General features: G+C 57.6%; 19 protein-coding genes. All 19 read right to left on the bottom strand.

From position 1 onward, the window contains the following. Positions 1 to 25: 25 nt before the first annotated feature. Positions 26 to 379 (bottom strand): phosphoribosyl-ATP diphosphatase, encoded by a 354-nt coding sequence (locus tag N879_RS15490; protein ID WP_021447244.1) that lies wholly within the window; start codon positions 377 to 379, stop codon positions 26 to 28. Beyond that, positions 376 to 780 (bottom strand): phosphoribosyl-AMP cyclohydrolase, encoded by a 405-nt coding sequence (gene hisI, locus N879_RS15485; protein WP_009455478.1) that lies wholly within the window; start codon positions 778 to 780, stop codon positions 376 to 378. The genes N879_RS15490 and hisI overlap by 4 nt, the downstream gene beginning before the upstream one ends. Continuing rightward, positions 780 to 1571, bottom strand: a complete 792-nt coding sequence (gene hisF, locus N879_RS15480; RefSeq protein ID WP_009455479.1) for an imidazole glycerol phosphate synthase subunit HisF — start codon at positions 1569 to 1571, stop codon at positions 780 to 782. The genes hisI and hisF overlap by 1 nt, the downstream gene beginning before the upstream one ends. Beyond that, complete coding sequence (gene hisA, locus N879_RS15475) at positions 1568 to 2308, bottom strand: 1-(5-phosphoribosyl)-5-[(5-phosphoribosylamino)methylideneamino]imidazole-4-carboxamide isomerase (protein ID WP_009455480.1); 741 nt, start codon at positions 2306 to 2308, stop codon at positions 1568 to 1570. The genes hisF and hisA overlap by 4 nt, the downstream gene beginning before the upstream one ends. Before the next feature lie 77 nt (positions 2309 to 2385). Further along, positions 2386 to 3033 (bottom strand): imidazole glycerol phosphate synthase subunit HisH, encoded by a 648-nt coding sequence (hisH, locus tag N879_RS15470; RefSeq protein ID WP_009455481.1) that lies wholly within the window; start codon positions 3031 to 3033, stop codon positions 2386 to 2388. A gap of 20 nt (positions 3034 to 3053) precedes the next feature. Continuing rightward, entirely contained in the window at positions 3054 to 3641 is a 588-nt protein-coding gene (gene hisB / locus N879_RS15465) for an imidazoleglycerol-phosphate dehydratase HisB (protein ID WP_009455482.1), read from the bottom strand. A 25-nt stretch (positions 3642 to 3666) separates the two neighbouring features. Continuing rightward, on the bottom strand, positions 3667 to 4971 hold the full coding sequence (gene hisD / locus N879_RS15460; protein WP_009455483.1) for a histidinol dehydrogenase: 1305 nt from the start codon (positions 4969 to 4971) through the stop codon (positions 3667 to 3669). Between the two features lie 129 nt (positions 4972 to 5100). After that, positions 5101 to 5775 (bottom strand): ATP phosphoribosyltransferase, encoded by a 675-nt coding sequence (gene hisG / locus N879_RS15455; RefSeq protein WP_009455485.1) that lies wholly within the window; start codon positions 5773 to 5775, stop codon positions 5101 to 5103. Next, on the bottom strand, positions 5775 to 7034 hold the full coding sequence (murA, locus tag N879_RS15450; RefSeq protein ID WP_009455486.1) for a UDP-N-acetylglucosamine 1-carboxyvinyltransferase: 1260 nt from the start codon (positions 7032 to 7034) through the stop codon (positions 5775 to 5777). Before murA ends, hisG begins: the two co-directional genes overlap by 1 nt. Beyond that, positions 7027 to 7275 carry a BolA family protein gene (locus N879_RS15445; protein ID WP_009455487.1) on the bottom strand — a complete coding sequence of 83 codons (249 nt, stop codon included), beginning with the start codon at positions 7273 to 7275 and terminating at the stop codon, positions 7027 to 7029. The genes murA and N879_RS15445 overlap by 8 nt, the downstream gene beginning before the upstream one ends. Positions 7276 to 7279: 4 nt before the next feature. Next, the gene (locus N879_RS15440; RefSeq protein ID WP_051359148.1) at positions 7280 to 8038 is read right to left on the bottom strand and encodes an ABC transporter permease; all 759 of its coding nucleotides are present in this window, start codon (positions 8036 to 8038) and stop codon (positions 7280 to 7282) included. A gap of 95 nt (positions 8039 to 8133) precedes the next feature. Next, a complete protein-coding gene (locus tag N879_RS15435; protein ID WP_009455490.1) occupies positions 8134 to 8925 on the bottom strand; it encodes an ABC transporter ATP-binding protein in 792 nt (263 codons plus the stop codon). 186 nt (positions 8926 to 9111) lie between these two features. Next, positions 9112 to 9783, bottom strand: a complete 672-nt coding sequence (locus N879_RS15430; protein ID WP_009455492.1) for an MlaC/ttg2D family ABC transporter substrate-binding protein — start codon at positions 9781 to 9783, stop codon at positions 9112 to 9114. Between the two features lie 38 nt (positions 9784 to 9821). Then, positions 9822 to 10601 carry an MlaA family lipoprotein gene (locus N879_RS15425; protein WP_051359147.1) on the bottom strand — a complete coding sequence of 260 codons (780 nt, stop codon included), beginning with the start codon at positions 10599 to 10601 and terminating at the stop codon, positions 9822 to 9824. A 40-nt stretch (positions 10602 to 10641) separates the two neighbouring features. Then, the gene (gene mlaD, locus N879_RS15420) at positions 10642 to 11118 is read right to left on the bottom strand and encodes an outer membrane lipid asymmetry maintenance protein MlaD (RefSeq protein ID WP_009455494.1); all 477 of its coding nucleotides are present in this window, start codon (positions 11116 to 11118) and stop codon (positions 10642 to 10644) included. A 21-nt stretch (positions 11119 to 11139) separates the two neighbouring features. After that, positions 11140 to 11925 carry a lipid asymmetry maintenance ABC transporter permease subunit MlaE gene (gene mlaE, locus N879_RS15415; RefSeq protein WP_009455496.1) on the bottom strand — a complete coding sequence of 262 codons (786 nt, stop codon included), beginning with the start codon at positions 11923 to 11925 and terminating at the stop codon, positions 11140 to 11142. Next, entirely contained in the window at positions 11922 to 12746 is an 825-nt protein-coding gene (locus N879_RS15410; RefSeq protein WP_009455504.1) for an ABC transporter ATP-binding protein, read from the bottom strand. Before N879_RS15410 ends, mlaE begins: the two co-directional genes overlap by 4 nt. 186 nt (positions 12747 to 12932) lie before the next feature. Then, a complete protein-coding gene (locus N879_RS15405; protein ID WP_021447240.1) occupies positions 12933 to 13463 on the bottom strand; it encodes a chromate transporter in 531 nt (176 codons plus the stop codon). Then, positions 13460 to 14035: a chromate transporter gene (locus N879_RS15400; protein ID WP_009455508.1), complete on the bottom strand. Its 576-nt coding sequence runs from the start codon at positions 14033 to 14035 to the stop codon at positions 13460 to 13462. The genes N879_RS15405 and N879_RS15400 overlap by 4 nt, the downstream gene beginning before the upstream one ends. Positions 14036 to 14441 lie beyond the last annotated feature (406 nt).

Raw genomic sequence — 14441 nt, 5'->3', positions numbered from 1 at the left:
AGTGTAGCGCGTCTAAATGACAGAATTACACCTGGTCCTTAGGGCGCGAAGCTTTTTCTTCCAGCCCAGATGTACCTTCGCGGCGCAGCAGTTCTGTCAGGACATCGCGGGGCTCCAGACCGTAGTAAGTCAGGGCCACCAGGCTATGAAACCACAGGTCTGCCGTTTCGTAGACGATGCGCTCGCGTTCTTCATCCTTGGCAGCCATGACCAGCTCGGTCGCTTCTTCCCCGATTTTCTTCAGGAATGCATCCGGTCCCTTGGCCAGCAGCTTGGCGGCGTAGGAAGAGGATGGGTCCCCGCCTTGTGCAGGCAGGCGGGACTTCAGGGTGCGGCCAAGATGATCAAGGATAGTCTCGACAGTAGGTTGTTCGCTCATCGGTAAATATGCTCCGGGTCTTTCAGGACGGGGTCAACCGCCACCCATTGTGCCTGATCGCTCTGGCCTTGCAGCTGGCGATAAAAGCAGCTTTCACGACCCGTATGACAGGCGATCTGGCCAACCTGCTCCACGCTAAGCAAAATAACGTCGCCATCACAGTCCAGGCGCAAGTCGCTGACGTGCTGCACGTGGCCGGATTCCTCGCCCTTGCGCCACAGGCGCTGGCGGGAACGCGACCAGTACACGGCGCGGCCGGTGCTGACGGTCTCTTGCAGGGACTCCTGGTTCATCCAGGCGACCATCAAGATTTTGCCCGTGGCCTGGTCCTGCGCAATCGCGGGGATCAAGCCTTGTTCATCAAAGCGGATTTCAGCCAGCCAGGCCGGTAAGTCAGCCATTAGCGTCGCACCTGAATACCTTGCGCAGCCATGAAATCCTTGGCTTCGGCAATAGTGTGTTGACCGTAGTGGAAGATGCTGGCGGCCAGTACGGCACTGGCGCCGCCCTTGATCACGCCATCGGCCAGGTCTTGCAGGCCGCCCACTCCACCAGAGGCGATAACGGGAATGGAGACCGCCTCGGACACGGCACGAGTCAGTTCCAGATCAAAGCCGGATTTGGTGCCGTCGCGGTCCATGCTGGTCAGCAGCAGTTCGCCGGCGCCGTATTCGGCCATGCGGGCTGCCCATTCCACCACGTCCAGGCCGGTTCCACGACGACCGCCGTGGGTAAAGACTTCCCAGCGTGGTGCTTCGTTTTCGGCGCTGACACGGCGTGCATCAATGGCGACGACCATGCATTGCTTGCCATGGTGATCGCTGGCGGCACGCACCAGGTCCGGGTTGCTGATGGCGGCGCTGTTAATGGACACCTTGTCCGCACCGGCATTGAGCAGGCGCTGGATGTCGGCCACTTCACGCACACCACCGCCCACTGTCAGGGGGATGAAAATCTGGCTGGCCACCTGTTCGATGATGGGCAAGATCAGATCACGGTTGTCCGAGGTGGCCGTAATGTCCAGGAGGGTCAGTTCGTCGGCACCCTGGTCGTTGTACTTGCGGGCGATCTCGACCGGGTCTCCGGCATCGACCAGATCCACAAAGTTGATGCCTTTGACCACACGGCCAGCGGTCACGTCCAGACAAGGAATGATGCGGCAGGCTAATTCGTTGGTGACGTCCTGGCTCATGCCTGGTACTCGTCAGCGAAGGTTTGCGCCTCGGCAAAATTCAGGGTGCCTTCGTAAATGCTGCGACCCAAAATCACACCTTCGATGCCTTCGTGCTCTACGGCACACAGGTCTTCGATGTCTTTCAGGTTGGTAACACCGCCGGAGGCGATGACGGGAATCTTCACGTGCTGGGACAGCTTGACGGTGGCTTCGATGTTCACGCCAGTCAGCATGCCGTCGCGGCCAATATCGGTGTAGATAATGGACTCGCAGCCGTAGTCTTCAAATTTCTTGGCCAGATCCAGTACGTCGTGGCGGGTCAGCTTGCTCCAGCCGTCGGTGGCGATTTTGCCGTCACGGGCATCCAGGCCAACAATGATGTTGCCAGGAAAGGCGCTGCAGGCGTCTTGCAGGAAACCAGGGCTTTTGACAGCGGCAGTGCCAATAATGACATAGCTCATGCCAGCGTCCAGGTAGCGCTCGATGGTATCCAGGTCGCGGATACCACCGCCGATCTGTACGGGAATTTCACCGTCGATGGCAGCAATAATGGATTTGATGGCTTCGCTGTTCTTGGGCTTACCGGCAAAAGCGCCGTTCAGGTCCACCAGATGCAGGCGCCGGGCCCCTTGTTCCAGCCATTGTGTTGCTATTTTGGCCGGATCATCCGAGAAAATAGTGGCATCGTCCAGGTCACCCTGGCGAAGGCGCACACAACGCCCGTCTTTGAGGTCGATGGCGGGAATCAAAAGCATGGTCTTTAGCCGTAAAAAACGTAAGAAATACTGGGTCGGAAAAAGTCAGAACAACGCCGGGAAGCTTGCTTGAAAAATCATGGCTTCCAGTTGGCGAAATTCCGGAACAGTTGCAGGCCGTTGTCTGCGCTTTTCTCAGGATGGCATTGCAACGCAAAAATATTAGCGTTTGCTATCGCCGAGGTAAAGCGTTGGCCATAGTGCGTCGAACCACAAGTTTGATCTATATGCAGCGGATCGACAAAGTAGCTATGAACAAAGTAAAAGAACGCGCCATCCTCAATGCCAGCCCATAAGGGATGATCCTGAGTCTGGTGTACGCGGTTCCAGCCAATATGGGGCACTTTCAGCCCGGGGCCGGAGGCGTGGTCGCTGCTTTTGTAGTTCGGGCCCTCAAAACGGCGCACTTGGCCGGGAATCAGACCTAAACAGGGGACATTGCCTTCCTGACTGGAATCGAACAGCATTTGTTCGCCTACGCAGATGCCCAATAGGGGCTTGTTGCGGGCGGCTGTCAGCAAGGCATCGCGCAAACCGGATTGGTCCAGGTGGGCCATGCAATCGGGCATGGCACCCTGGCCGGGTAAGACAACCCGGTCCGCATCCAGAATGGCTTGAGGGGTTTGAGCAAGAACGATGCGCGCATCAGGTGCGGCGGCATGCAGTGCTCGGGCAACCGAGAAAATGTTGCCCGAACCGTAATCGACAATAGCGATAGTGGTCACGATGTGTGTCCGAAGGACGTTTACAGAACCCCTTTGGTCGAAGGCACCACGCCTTCGCTACGTGGGTCCAGCTCCAGAGCCATACGCAATGCTCGGCCAAAGGCTTTGAACACGGTTTCGCACTGGTGGTGTGCGTTTTCGCCGCGCAGGTTATCGATGTGCATAGAAACCAGGGCGTGATTGACAAAACCCTGGAAAAACTCGCGTGCCAAGTCTACATCGAACTGGCCGATTCGTGCGCGGGTAAAGGGCACAAAATAAAACAGGCCGGGGCGACCGGAGAAGTCCACCACTACGCGCGAGAGCGACTCGTCCAATGGTACATAGGCATGGCCGTAGCGGCGCAGACCGGCTTTGCTGCCTACGGCCTTGGCAAAAGCCTGGCCCAGCGCAATGCCGATATCCTCGACAGTGTGGTGATCATCGATGTGGGTGTCGCCCTCACAGTGCACGTCCAGGTCAATCAGACCATGGCGGGCGATCTGGTCCAGCATGTGGTCCAGAAAGGGCACGCCGCTGTTGAGCGAGTGACGGCCGGTGCCGTCCAGGTTAACGGCCACGCGGATGCGGGTTTCATTGGTATTGCGGGTAATCTCGGCGGTACGCATATCAGTGCCGGCGGCAAGGCCGGTATCAGGATTGGTTCAATCGGAATTGCGCGCTGGCAGCGTGGGCGTACAGGCCCTCGCCTTGTGCCAGCGTAGCGGCTATGGGTCCCAGTGTTTGGGCGCCTGATTCTGAAACCTGAATAATGCTGCTGCGTTTCTGGAAATCGTAGACGCCCAAAGGTGACGAGAAACGCGCAGTGCGTGCCGTCGGCAGGACATGGTTAGGCCCGGCACAGTAATCGCCCAGCGATTCGGAACTGTAAGGGCCCAGGAAAATGGCGCCAGCATGGCGGATTTTGCTCAACAAGTCCTGGGCGTTACGGGTAGAGACTTCCAGGTGTTCCGGCGCGATATGGTTGCTGATCTTACAGGCCTCGTCCAGATCGCGGACGTGGATCAGGGCACCGCGACCAGACAGGCTGCGACGGATGATGTCCGCGCGTGGCATGGTGGGGAGCAGACGTTCGATGGCCGCTTCAACCTGGTCCAGGAAGTCCGCATCGGGACACAGCAAGATGGCCTGGGCCAGCTCGTCGTGTTCAGCCTGGGAGAACAGGTCCATCGCCACCCAGTCAGCAGGAGCACTGCCGTCGCTGATGATCAGGATTTCGGAGGGGCCGGCAATCATGTCGATGCCAACGACGCCAAAGACGCGGCGTTTGGCAGCGGCGACATAGGCGTTGCCGGGGCCGACAATCTTGTCTACCGGCGGGATGGTGTCCGTACCGTAAGCCAAAGCGCCTACAGCCTGCGCGCCACCAATAGTGAACACGCGATCGACACCGCCCAGGGCGGCAGCCGCCAGCACGATGGGGTTGCGCACGCCATCGGGTGTAGGCGTGACCATGATCAGCTCTGGAACACCCGCCACTTTGGCAGGAATGGCGTTCATCAGAACCGAGGAGGGGTAAGCGGCCTTGCCACCGGGGACATACAGACCCACACGGTCCAAGGGGGTAACTTGCTGACCCAGCACGGTGCCATCGGCTTCCGTGTAGGTCCAGGTTTCAGTGCGCTGATGCTCGTGGTAACGACGCACACGCTCGGCGGCCTGTTCCAGTGCCTTGCGCTGATCGGCAGGCAGGCTGTCCAGAGCCGCAAACAGTTCTTCTTTGGAGATTTCCAGTGCCGAGGCCTGTTCAACAGCCAGTCGGTCAAAGCGCTGGGTGTAATCCAGCAAGGCCGTGTCCCCCTCATGCTGGATACGATGCAGAATTTCGGCACAAGCGTGCTCGATAGACGCGTCTTCGGACGCTTCGTAAGCCAGTAGAGTGCGCAGTTCGGCATCGAACTGGGCGGATTGGGAGGTCAGGCGATGGATCAGTGACATGTCGCTATGGGAAAAAGCTAAGGTTCAAAGGCCAGTGTATAACATTTCGCTTAGGCAAAAGGCGGTCTGCGCCTTTTGCGCAAGCAGGATTGTCAGGCTGTTTATCCCCCGCCCGTGGCAGGGGAAGTTTTACTCGTCTACCGAAGCGCGAGAGAAAGCGTCGATCAGGGGTTGCAACTGGGCACCACGGTTCTTCATGGCAGCCTGATTGACGATCAAGCGCGAGGAAATGGGGGTGATGTCTTCCACTTCCACCAGCTTGTTGGCACGCAAGGTGCCGCCGCTGGAGACCAGGTCCACAATGGCGTCGGCCAGACCGACCAGCGGAGCCAGTTCCATGGAGCCATACAGCTTGATCAAGTCCACATATACGCCTTTGCTGGCGAAGTGCTCGCGGGCAGCGCGGGTGTATTTGGTGGCGATACGCAGGCGCGAACCTTGCTTGACGGCCGAATGGTAGTCAAAGCCTTCGGCCACGGCCACACACAGGCGGCAACGGGCAATGTTCAGGTCCACGGGCTGGTACAGACCGCCGGGGTGCTGTTCCATGTGCTCGTACAGCACGTCCTTGCCGGCAATCCCGATATGGGCGGCACCGTATTGCACGTAAGTTGGCACGTCGGTGGCACGCACAATAATCAGACGCAGGTCCGGGTTATTGGTGGGCAGGATCAGTTTGCGCGACGTTTCGGGGCTTTCCAGCACCTTGATGCCTGCCTCTTCCAGCAAGGGCAGGGTTTCGTCAAAAATCCGGCCTTTGGACAAGGCCAGCGTCAGAGGTTGATTTAAACCGGCGGGACTCATTAGGTTTCCTTGCTGCTGATTCGCTCGATGTTGGCGCCTACGGCTTGAAGCTTGGCTTCCATGCGGTCGTAGCCACGGTCCAGATGGTAGATGCGTTCGACGGTAGTGTCACCCCGAGCCGCCAGGCCTGCAATGACCAGGCTGGCTGACGCACGCAGGTCGGTTGCCATGACGGTGGCGCCAGTCAGGTAAGGAACGCCGGTAACGACGGCCATATGGCCTTCGATATCGATCTGTGCACCCAGTCGGTTCAGTTCCTGTACGTGCATGTAGCGATTTTCAAAGATGGTTTCCACGACCGAGGCGGTGCCGTCGGCAATGGTGTTCAGTGCCATCAATTGAGCCTGCATGTCCGTGGGGAAGCCGGGGTATTCGCTGGTACGGAAGCTGACCGCCTTGGGGCGACCATTCATGCTGGCCTTGATCCAGTCCGAGCCGGTTTCAATCTGCAGTCCGGCTTCGCGCAGCTTGTCCAGCGTGGCGCCCATGGCGTCAGCATCGGTATTGCGCAAGGTCAGTTCGCCACCGGTAGCGGCAACGGCGCACAGGAACGTACCGGCTTCAATACGGTCGGGGCAGATGGTGTGTTTGGCACCGTGCAGGCGCTCGACACCGTCAATGACGATACGGTCGGTACCGTGGCCCTGGATCTTGGCACCCATTTTGATCAGCAGCTCGGCCAGATCAATAATTTCCGGTTCGCGGGCTGCGTTTTCCAGAATGGTTTGGCCTTCAGCCAGAACGGCGGCCATCATCAGGTTTTCGGTGCCGGTGACTGTTACCATATCCGTGCGCACCACGGCACCGCGCAAGCGTTTGGCGCGGGCATTCACAAAGCCGTGCTCGACATGGATTTCTGCACCCATGGCCGCCAGACCCTTGATGTGCTGATCCACAGGGCGTTGGCCAATGGCACAACCACCGGGCAGGCTGACGCGTGCCTCGCCAAAGCGCGCCAGCAGGGGGCCCAGCACCAGAATGGAGGCGCGCATGGTTTTCACCAGTTCGTAGGGCGCTTCCAGATTGGTGATGTTGCCTGCATTCAGCTCCAGTGTGCCATTGCGCTTCTGGGTGACACCCAACTGTCCCAACAGCTTCAGAGTAGTGTCGATGTCACGCAGACGCGGGACATTGTCCAGGTACACCGTGTCAGCAGCCAGCAGACTGGCGCACAGAATGGGCAGGGCGGCGTTTTTGGCGCCAGAGACGGTGATCTCGCCATTCAGGCGTTGTCCGCCTGTGATGCGTAATTTATCCATTCGGATTGGCCTTGTATTCGTCGGGGGTAAGCGTGCGCATGGACAGGGCGTGGATTTCGGCTTTCATCCGGTCGCCCAGGGCTTTGTAAACCAGTTGGTGACGCGCAATCAGGCGTTTGCCTTCAAAGGCGGTGCTGACGATCAGGGCCTCAAAGTGCGAACCATCGCCTTGCACTTGCAAGTGTTCACAGGGCAGGTTGTCGGCAATGTATTGGTGAACTTGTTCGGGGGTCGGCAACATGAAATCAATTCCGTAATTTATAGCCTGAGGCAAGCAGGCGTAGCGAAATCAGACACAGCGCAACAAAGACGCTGGCGACAACGGTCAGGCTGAACCAGGGAGAAATATCCGAGGCGGCAAAAAAACCGTAGCGGAACCCGTCAATGGTATAGAGCAACGGGTTCCAGTGTGAAACAGTTTGCCAGAAGGGTGGCAGGCTATGGATGGAATAGAACACACCCGACAGAAAGGTAGCAGGCATGATCAGGAAGTTCTGGAATGCCGCCAACTGGTCGAATTTTTCAGACCACAAGCCGGCGATCAGACCCAAGGCTCCCATGATGCCGCAAGACATGACGGCAAACACCAATACCCATAAAGGCTTGGCCACAGGCAGGGTCACGAAGAACAGCGACACCAGCCACACACAGAGGCCCACACAGACACCGCGGGCGATGGACGCCAGCAGATAGGCGGCGAAAATCTCGCGGTGCGAGAGCGGTGGCAGCAGGATAAAGACCAGATTACCTGTAATGCGGCTTTGGATCAGTGATGAGGACGGGTTCGCAAAAGCGTTTTGCAACATGCTCATCATCATCAGGCCCGGAATCAGGAAGGCGGTGTAGGGCACGGAGTCGTATACCGTGACGCGGCCTTCAAGGACGTGGGCGAAAATCAGCAAATACATCAGCGCCGTCAAAACGGGCGCAGCAATGGTCTGAAAGCCCACTTTCCAGAAACGCATCAGCTCCTTGCGCAGCAGCGTAGGAAAGCCCGAGCCCATCTTGGGCTGAGGGGGCAGGCTCAGGGTGCCGATCTTGGCAGCGGGGGCGTCCGTGTTTTGAGGTACGCCCCAGTGTTTGGGAGAATTGTTCTGGTTCACAGTGCGACTCCCATTTTTCCTTCGTTGTGCATGATGCGCACAAATGCATCCTCCAGATCGTGGCCGCCTGCGCGCTCCATAATGGCTTGCGTGGTATCCAGGGCGACGATCTTGCCACTTTTAAGCATGGCCAGGCGACCACAGAGGGCCTGGGCTTCTTCCAGATAGTGGGTGGTCAGCAAGATGGTGTGGCCTTGTTGATTCAGGCGAATGATGAACTCCCACAGCGTGCGGCGCAGGTCCACGTCCACACCGGCAGTGGGCTCATCCAGAATAATGACAGGGGGGCGGTGCACCAGCGCCTGGGCGACCAGAACCCGGCGCTTCATGCCGCCGGACAAGGCGCGCATGTTCACATCGGCCTTGTCGCTCAGGGCCAGATTGGCCAGAATCTCGTCGATCCAGTCGTCATTGTTTTTCAGGCCAAAGTAGCCCGATTGCAGACGCAAGGTTTCACGGACGGTGAAAAAGGGATCGTAAACAATTTCCTGTGGCACCACGCCCAGCGATTGGCGGGCTTTTTGATACTGGGTGCGCACATCGTAACCACAGACACTGACCTGGCCGCTGGTGGGACGGGTCAGGCCGGCCAACATGGAAATCAGGGTTGTTTTGCCGGCGCCGTTAGGGCCGAGCAAGCCGAAAAATTCACCATGTTCGATAGTCAGGCTGACCTGATCGACGGCCAGAAAACCGGCATCGGAACGGGGAGGGGAAAACAGGCTTTTGAGTCCCCGGCTTTGGGGAGCGAAGCGTTTACTGACGTTATCGAGTTTGAAGGCGGACATGGCAGTTTGGGTTGGCCTGACGCGGGTGTGGCGGGGGAAGTCGTCGCTGTAGCGTCTTTGTTAACTAAACAGGCCTACGCATGGGCGTAGACCTGTTTGGGGGTGATCAGGCTCTTTATTATAGAGTACGACTCTGGTCTGCTTAAGAATGCCCGACCAAAGCGCCCGTGCTTGCCACGGCCTGCCTTAACTGTTTTGTTTGTTCAGCGCCTGAATCAGGCCATCAATACCACCTTGCTCAATTTGCTGGGCAAACTGGTTGCGGTAGTTTTGAATCAGCCAGATGCCTTCTACGTTCAAGTCGTAGATTTTCCAGCCTTCCGGTGTTTTTTCCAGGCGGTAATCCACACCGACCGGGCCACCGTTGGACTGAGTCAGCGAGGAGCGCACCACCACGTCGTCTGCATTGGAATCGCCACGGAAAGGCAGGATGGTCAGCTGTGTCTTGTCATCCACGCGGGACAAGGCGCCACTGTAGGTGCGAACCAAGGTGCCCTTGAACGCTTCGACCAGTTTCTGACGCTGTTCGGGGTTGGCTTGACGCCAGTAGCGGCCCGCGGACAGACGTGTCGTCTTTTCCAGGTTCACGTAGGGCATGATGTTTTCGTTCACGGCAGCCAGAATGGCAGCGCGGTCACCCTTGCGGATGGCGTCGCTTTCCTTGACCACTTGCAAGGCTTGATTGCCGACCGATTCAACAAACTTGTTGGGCTCCCCTTTGGGATCTGCAACTTGTGCCTGGGCTGCGATGGCGTGCAAACACAGAGCCAGGGCCGCACAGACGGTCAGGATCCAGGAAATCAGGCGAGAGGGGGAGGACTGCAAAGCAGTCCCGCCCAAGGCGGGACGGGAAATCATAAAAAACTCCAGAAGAATGTTCTGCGGGCAGCGCGTTTTTATTCGTCTGCGTCCGAGTAGTCAGGTAGGTCCTGGCTGGTGTCGCCACCGGTGCGGCGGGCTTGCACCATCGCATGGCGTCTTTGCAGGTAAGCGTCGCGTATGAAGCTGTAGCGGTCAAGGGCGATGTCGTTAACAAGTTTTTCTGCATCCAGCACGCCAGCACGGGCATCCAAGGCCCACAAACCCAGGATGCTGTTGCGTACCGGTACATCCTTGATCGCCATGATCGGACCCGTGGAGGAGAAGCCCTCCAGGAAGCTGGTGCCACGTGCCACACCGTCGCGAACGGTGCTGGGGCCAAAGAAGGGCAGAACCACGTAAGGGCCAGACTTGACGCCCCATACGCCCAGCGTCACACCAAAGTCGTTGGGGATGCGCTTGGAGCCATTCATGGTGGCAACGTCAATACAACCGCCCAGGCCCATGGTCGAGTTGAACAGGACTCGGCCCAGGGTGTTGAAGAAGTCAACGTGCTCGCCTTGCAGGAAGCTGTTGACGGCCGACCAGGCATCGCCCAGGTTGTTGAAAATGTTACTAATACATGTGCGTGCAGGCTGCGGCGTCAGGGCGTTGTAGCCTTCTGCAATCGGTTTGATCAGCGCGCCGTCCACGGTTTCGTTAAAGGCGTAGATGCCACGGTTCATGCCTTCCCAAGGGTCCTGGGGGTTGGGGTTGGGCACACTGGCGCAACCGGCCACAAGCGCAGCACTGGCACCGATCAGGCTCAAACGGACTCCACGAGGCAGGGAGTAAGAGCGGCGAGTTGTTGTATTCATGGTTGTGTCGTCTGTAATGAGCATGAACGGGCGGGTTTGCTTACTCCGATTTGGAGCCGCCGTCCTTGGAGGCCGTGTTGTAGAGGAACTTGCTGATCAGTTCTTCCAGCACAACCGCGCTTTGAGTATAGGTAATGGTGCTGCCACCTTGCAGGTCCTTGTCGTCGCCACCCGCAGTCAGGCCAATGTACTGTTCGCCCAGCAGGCCTGACGTCAGGATGGAGGCCGAGGTGTCGACAGGAAACTTGTAGTGCTCGTCCATATCCAGGGTGACCACGGCTTTGAAGTCCTGGTTGTCAAAACCAATGGAGCCAACCCGGCCAACGACCACACCGCTGGCCTTGATGGGAGCGCGTGGTTTCAGGCCACCCAGATTATCGAACTTGGCCGATACCTGGTAGGTCTTGGCAAAGGAAAAAGAACTGAGGTTACCCGCACGCAGGGCCAGGAATGCCAGTGCGACCAGCCCCAGCAAAACAAACAGGCCAACCCAGAAATCGGTTTTCTCGCGATTCATAGCTGAGCAATTCCTAAATAGTTAACTGAACATAAGGGCGGTGAGCAGGAAGTCCGTGCCCAATACCGCCAAAGCGCCGCTGACGACCGTGCGTGTGGTCGCGCGAGAAACGCCTTCGGGCGTGGCCTTGGCATGCCAGCCCATATACAGCGCAATCAAGGTCACGATCAGGCCAAATACCAGGCTTTTGATCACTCCGTTGAGTACGTCATCAATCACATCGACACCGTTTTGCATTTGCGACCAGAAGGCGCCTGCATCAATGCCGATCATCTGCACACCGACGACATAGCCGCCCAGGATGCCGACCATGGAGAACACGGCGGCCAGAATGGGCATGGCAATGATGCCGCCCCAAAAGCGCGGTACCAGCAGGCGGCGCAAGGGGTCCACCGCCATGACTTCCATGGCGGCAATCTGTTCACCGGCCTTCATCAAGCCGATTTCAGCGGTTAACGATGTACCGGCCCGGCCTGCAAACAGCAGGGCGGTGACGACCGGTCCCAGTTCACGTACCAGAGACAGGGCGACCAGCAGGCCCAAGGCCTCTTCGGAACCATAGCGGTTCAGTGTGTAATAACCTTGCAAGCCCAGCACAAAACCCACGAACAGCCCGGAAACGGCAATGATCAGCAGCGAATAGTTGCCAATAAAGTGGATTTGCTGGGAAACCAGACGGGGGCGACGCCACAGCAAGGAGGAACGGGCCAGCAAGGCCACGAACAAACGGCTGAAGGCACCCAGGCCGTAGATGCTATTGCGTATCGCAGCGCCTAGCGCGCTAATCGGGGCGGTGATGAAATTCATGAGCGCGTCGTCCGATTCTGGAGCCAGGCTTCAAAAGCCGGGGTGACGGGATAGTTAAAGGCAATAGGGCCATCGGGTTCACCACGCAGGAACTGCTGCACATAAGGATCCTTGGAAGCGCGCAGCTCGGTGGGCGTGCCCTGGGTCAGCAAACGTCCCTGGCCAACAATATAAACCTGGTCGGCAATCGCAAAGGATTCGGCCACATCGTGCGTAATCAGTACTGAAGCGCAGTTCAGGCGGTCGGTCAGGTCGCGAATCAGCTGCGCGGTAATGCCCATGGAAATAGGGTCCAGGCCGGCAAAGGGTTCGTCGTACAGAATCAGCTCGGGCTCCAGCACAATGGCACGGGCCAGGGCAACCCGGCGGGCCATACCGCCAGAAATTTCATTGATGCCCAAATGGGCAGCCGCGCGCAGGCCAACGGCGTCCAGCTTGTCCAGTACACGGTCCTGAATGGCGGCTTCGGAGTCGTTCGTCAGCTCCCGCAGGGGAAACGCCACGTTTTCAAACACGTTCAGGTCCGTAAACAGGGCACCCTGTTGAAACAGCACACCCATGCGTTGGCGCGTCTGGCGCAGAGCCTCGCCGTCCAGCTTGGCCAAGTCCTGGCCAAAAACCGTAACAGTCCCTTTCTGAGCACGAATTTGTCCGGTCGCAGCACGCAGAAGTGTTGTTTTTCCGGAACCTGACCCCCCCATCATGGCGACGACCTGACCTTTCTGAACGGTCATGGACACGTCCGCGAGCACGGTAAAGGCACCGTAGCCCAGCGAGGCGGAGTCCAGATTTAGTACGGCTCGGTCAGTATTTACAACCATGTCGCGGGCAAAAGGGGATAAAAGGACCTGCCATTGTACCGCTTGCAGCTCCGGCGTCTCAATGTCTTGCGCGCTATGGGGGCGGGATCGTGGCGCTTTTATGAGCCATTTTGTGGCTCTTGATACAGCCACTTACTTCAAACCGGCTTTGGTGGTGAAGTCGCCCTTTTTTGTGTCGAATTTGTTTTAGATAGCGGGTTGTATCAAGGCGAACAGCAATCCGCCGCCTGCCAGCAACCATAAAGGGTTGATGCGACTTAGCAGCAAAATGGCTGTACAGGCCAGAGCCGTACCCCAGGCCCACAGGCCGCCCTGGGCCGCTTTCAGAATTGTGCCGCTGGCGGCCAGGATCATGCCGGCGGCAATGGGCAGCAGACCAATTTCAATGGCGCGGATGATGCGTGTGCCCTCATAGCGCTTCCAGATTGTTGCCAGGTAATAGATCAGCAGGGCAGAGGGCAGGAAAATGGCGACGGATGCGGCCAGGGCACCGGCCCAGCCAGCCGCCTTCCAGCCCACCAGGGTGACAAGCAAGGATTTCGGGCCGGGTGTCAGGCGCGACAGGGCGAACAGATCCAGAAATTCCTGATTGCTGAGCCAGCCATGGATTTCTACCGATTGCCGGTGAATCTCCGGGATGATGCTTTGCCCGCCCCCTATAGTCAGAAAAGACAGGGGTGCAAAGACGCGCATGAGCTGGAGCAAAACCGTGATCATGGTTGCTCCACCGTTTTGTCTCCAAGTTGCAGCCAGGCGTACCAGACGGACAGCGGTGCACAGATCAGAATAACGGGGATCAGGCTCCATTCCATGACGAAAATGCCGGCAAAAACGGCCAACATGAGGGCAATGGGCACGATTCCGGTGGCTGCGCTGCGCGCCGAGCGTACGCCCATTTCAAGAGACAGGCCAATAGCGGCGGCGGCAATTCCGGCCATGACTTGAGGCACCAGGGTAGAGCCCGTCAGTTGTTCCAGACCAATCAGCATCAAAATGGCCAGCAGTAGCGGGGGAAGCACCATGCCCAGCGTGGCAACTAACGCCCCAGGCCCGGCCAGCAGACGATAACCAATCCATATAGAGAGGTTCACCACATTGATGCCGGGCAGTGCTTGGGACAGCGCCAGACCGCTAAGAAAATCTGCCTGGCTCATCAGGCGCCGCTGAACAACAAACTCACGCATTAACCAGCCACTCAAGCCCCCACCAAAGCTGGTCAGGCCAATGCGGGCAAAGATCAGAAATAGAGCGCTCAGGGATAAAGGGGCTGCTTCTTGAGACCGGGTCATAGAGCAATGAAGGCGGATAGAGCTTGTCAAAAGTGGAAGTTTGAACATTCTGGCATACAAATTAAGCCGTTCTTGCCCTCTTGTGCGCTCGGGTGGCCGCCTGATCCTTCTTGCTGGGGGTGCGGCGTGGCCTTTATTGGCAAGAAAACGGCTGTCGGGCAGCGGTCGTTCAAATTTTTTTCTACCCTCAAGCGCTGCTTTTTTGTTTGAAATATTTAAAGATAAAAATTAATTAAAATGGGTGCAAAAATTAAATAAAAAATGAATTGAAATAAATAAGAAAAGTATTAAAAAAATAACTTGAAACCATGTGTGATGCCCACTTGAGGGGACGGGTGCTTCCGGCGGCTAATGAAGGGTGTAATGAGCTTTTTATGGGTTCAATCTGTTGAAATAAAAGAGATTG

The organism is Alcaligenes sp. EGD-AK7 (genome assembly GCF_000465875.3).
Taxonomy (GTDB): Bacteria; Pseudomonadota; Gammaproteobacteria; order Burkholderiales; family Burkholderiaceae_B; genus Alcaligenes; species Alcaligenes phenolicus.
This window is presented reverse-complemented; position numbering and strand designations above follow the sequence as displayed.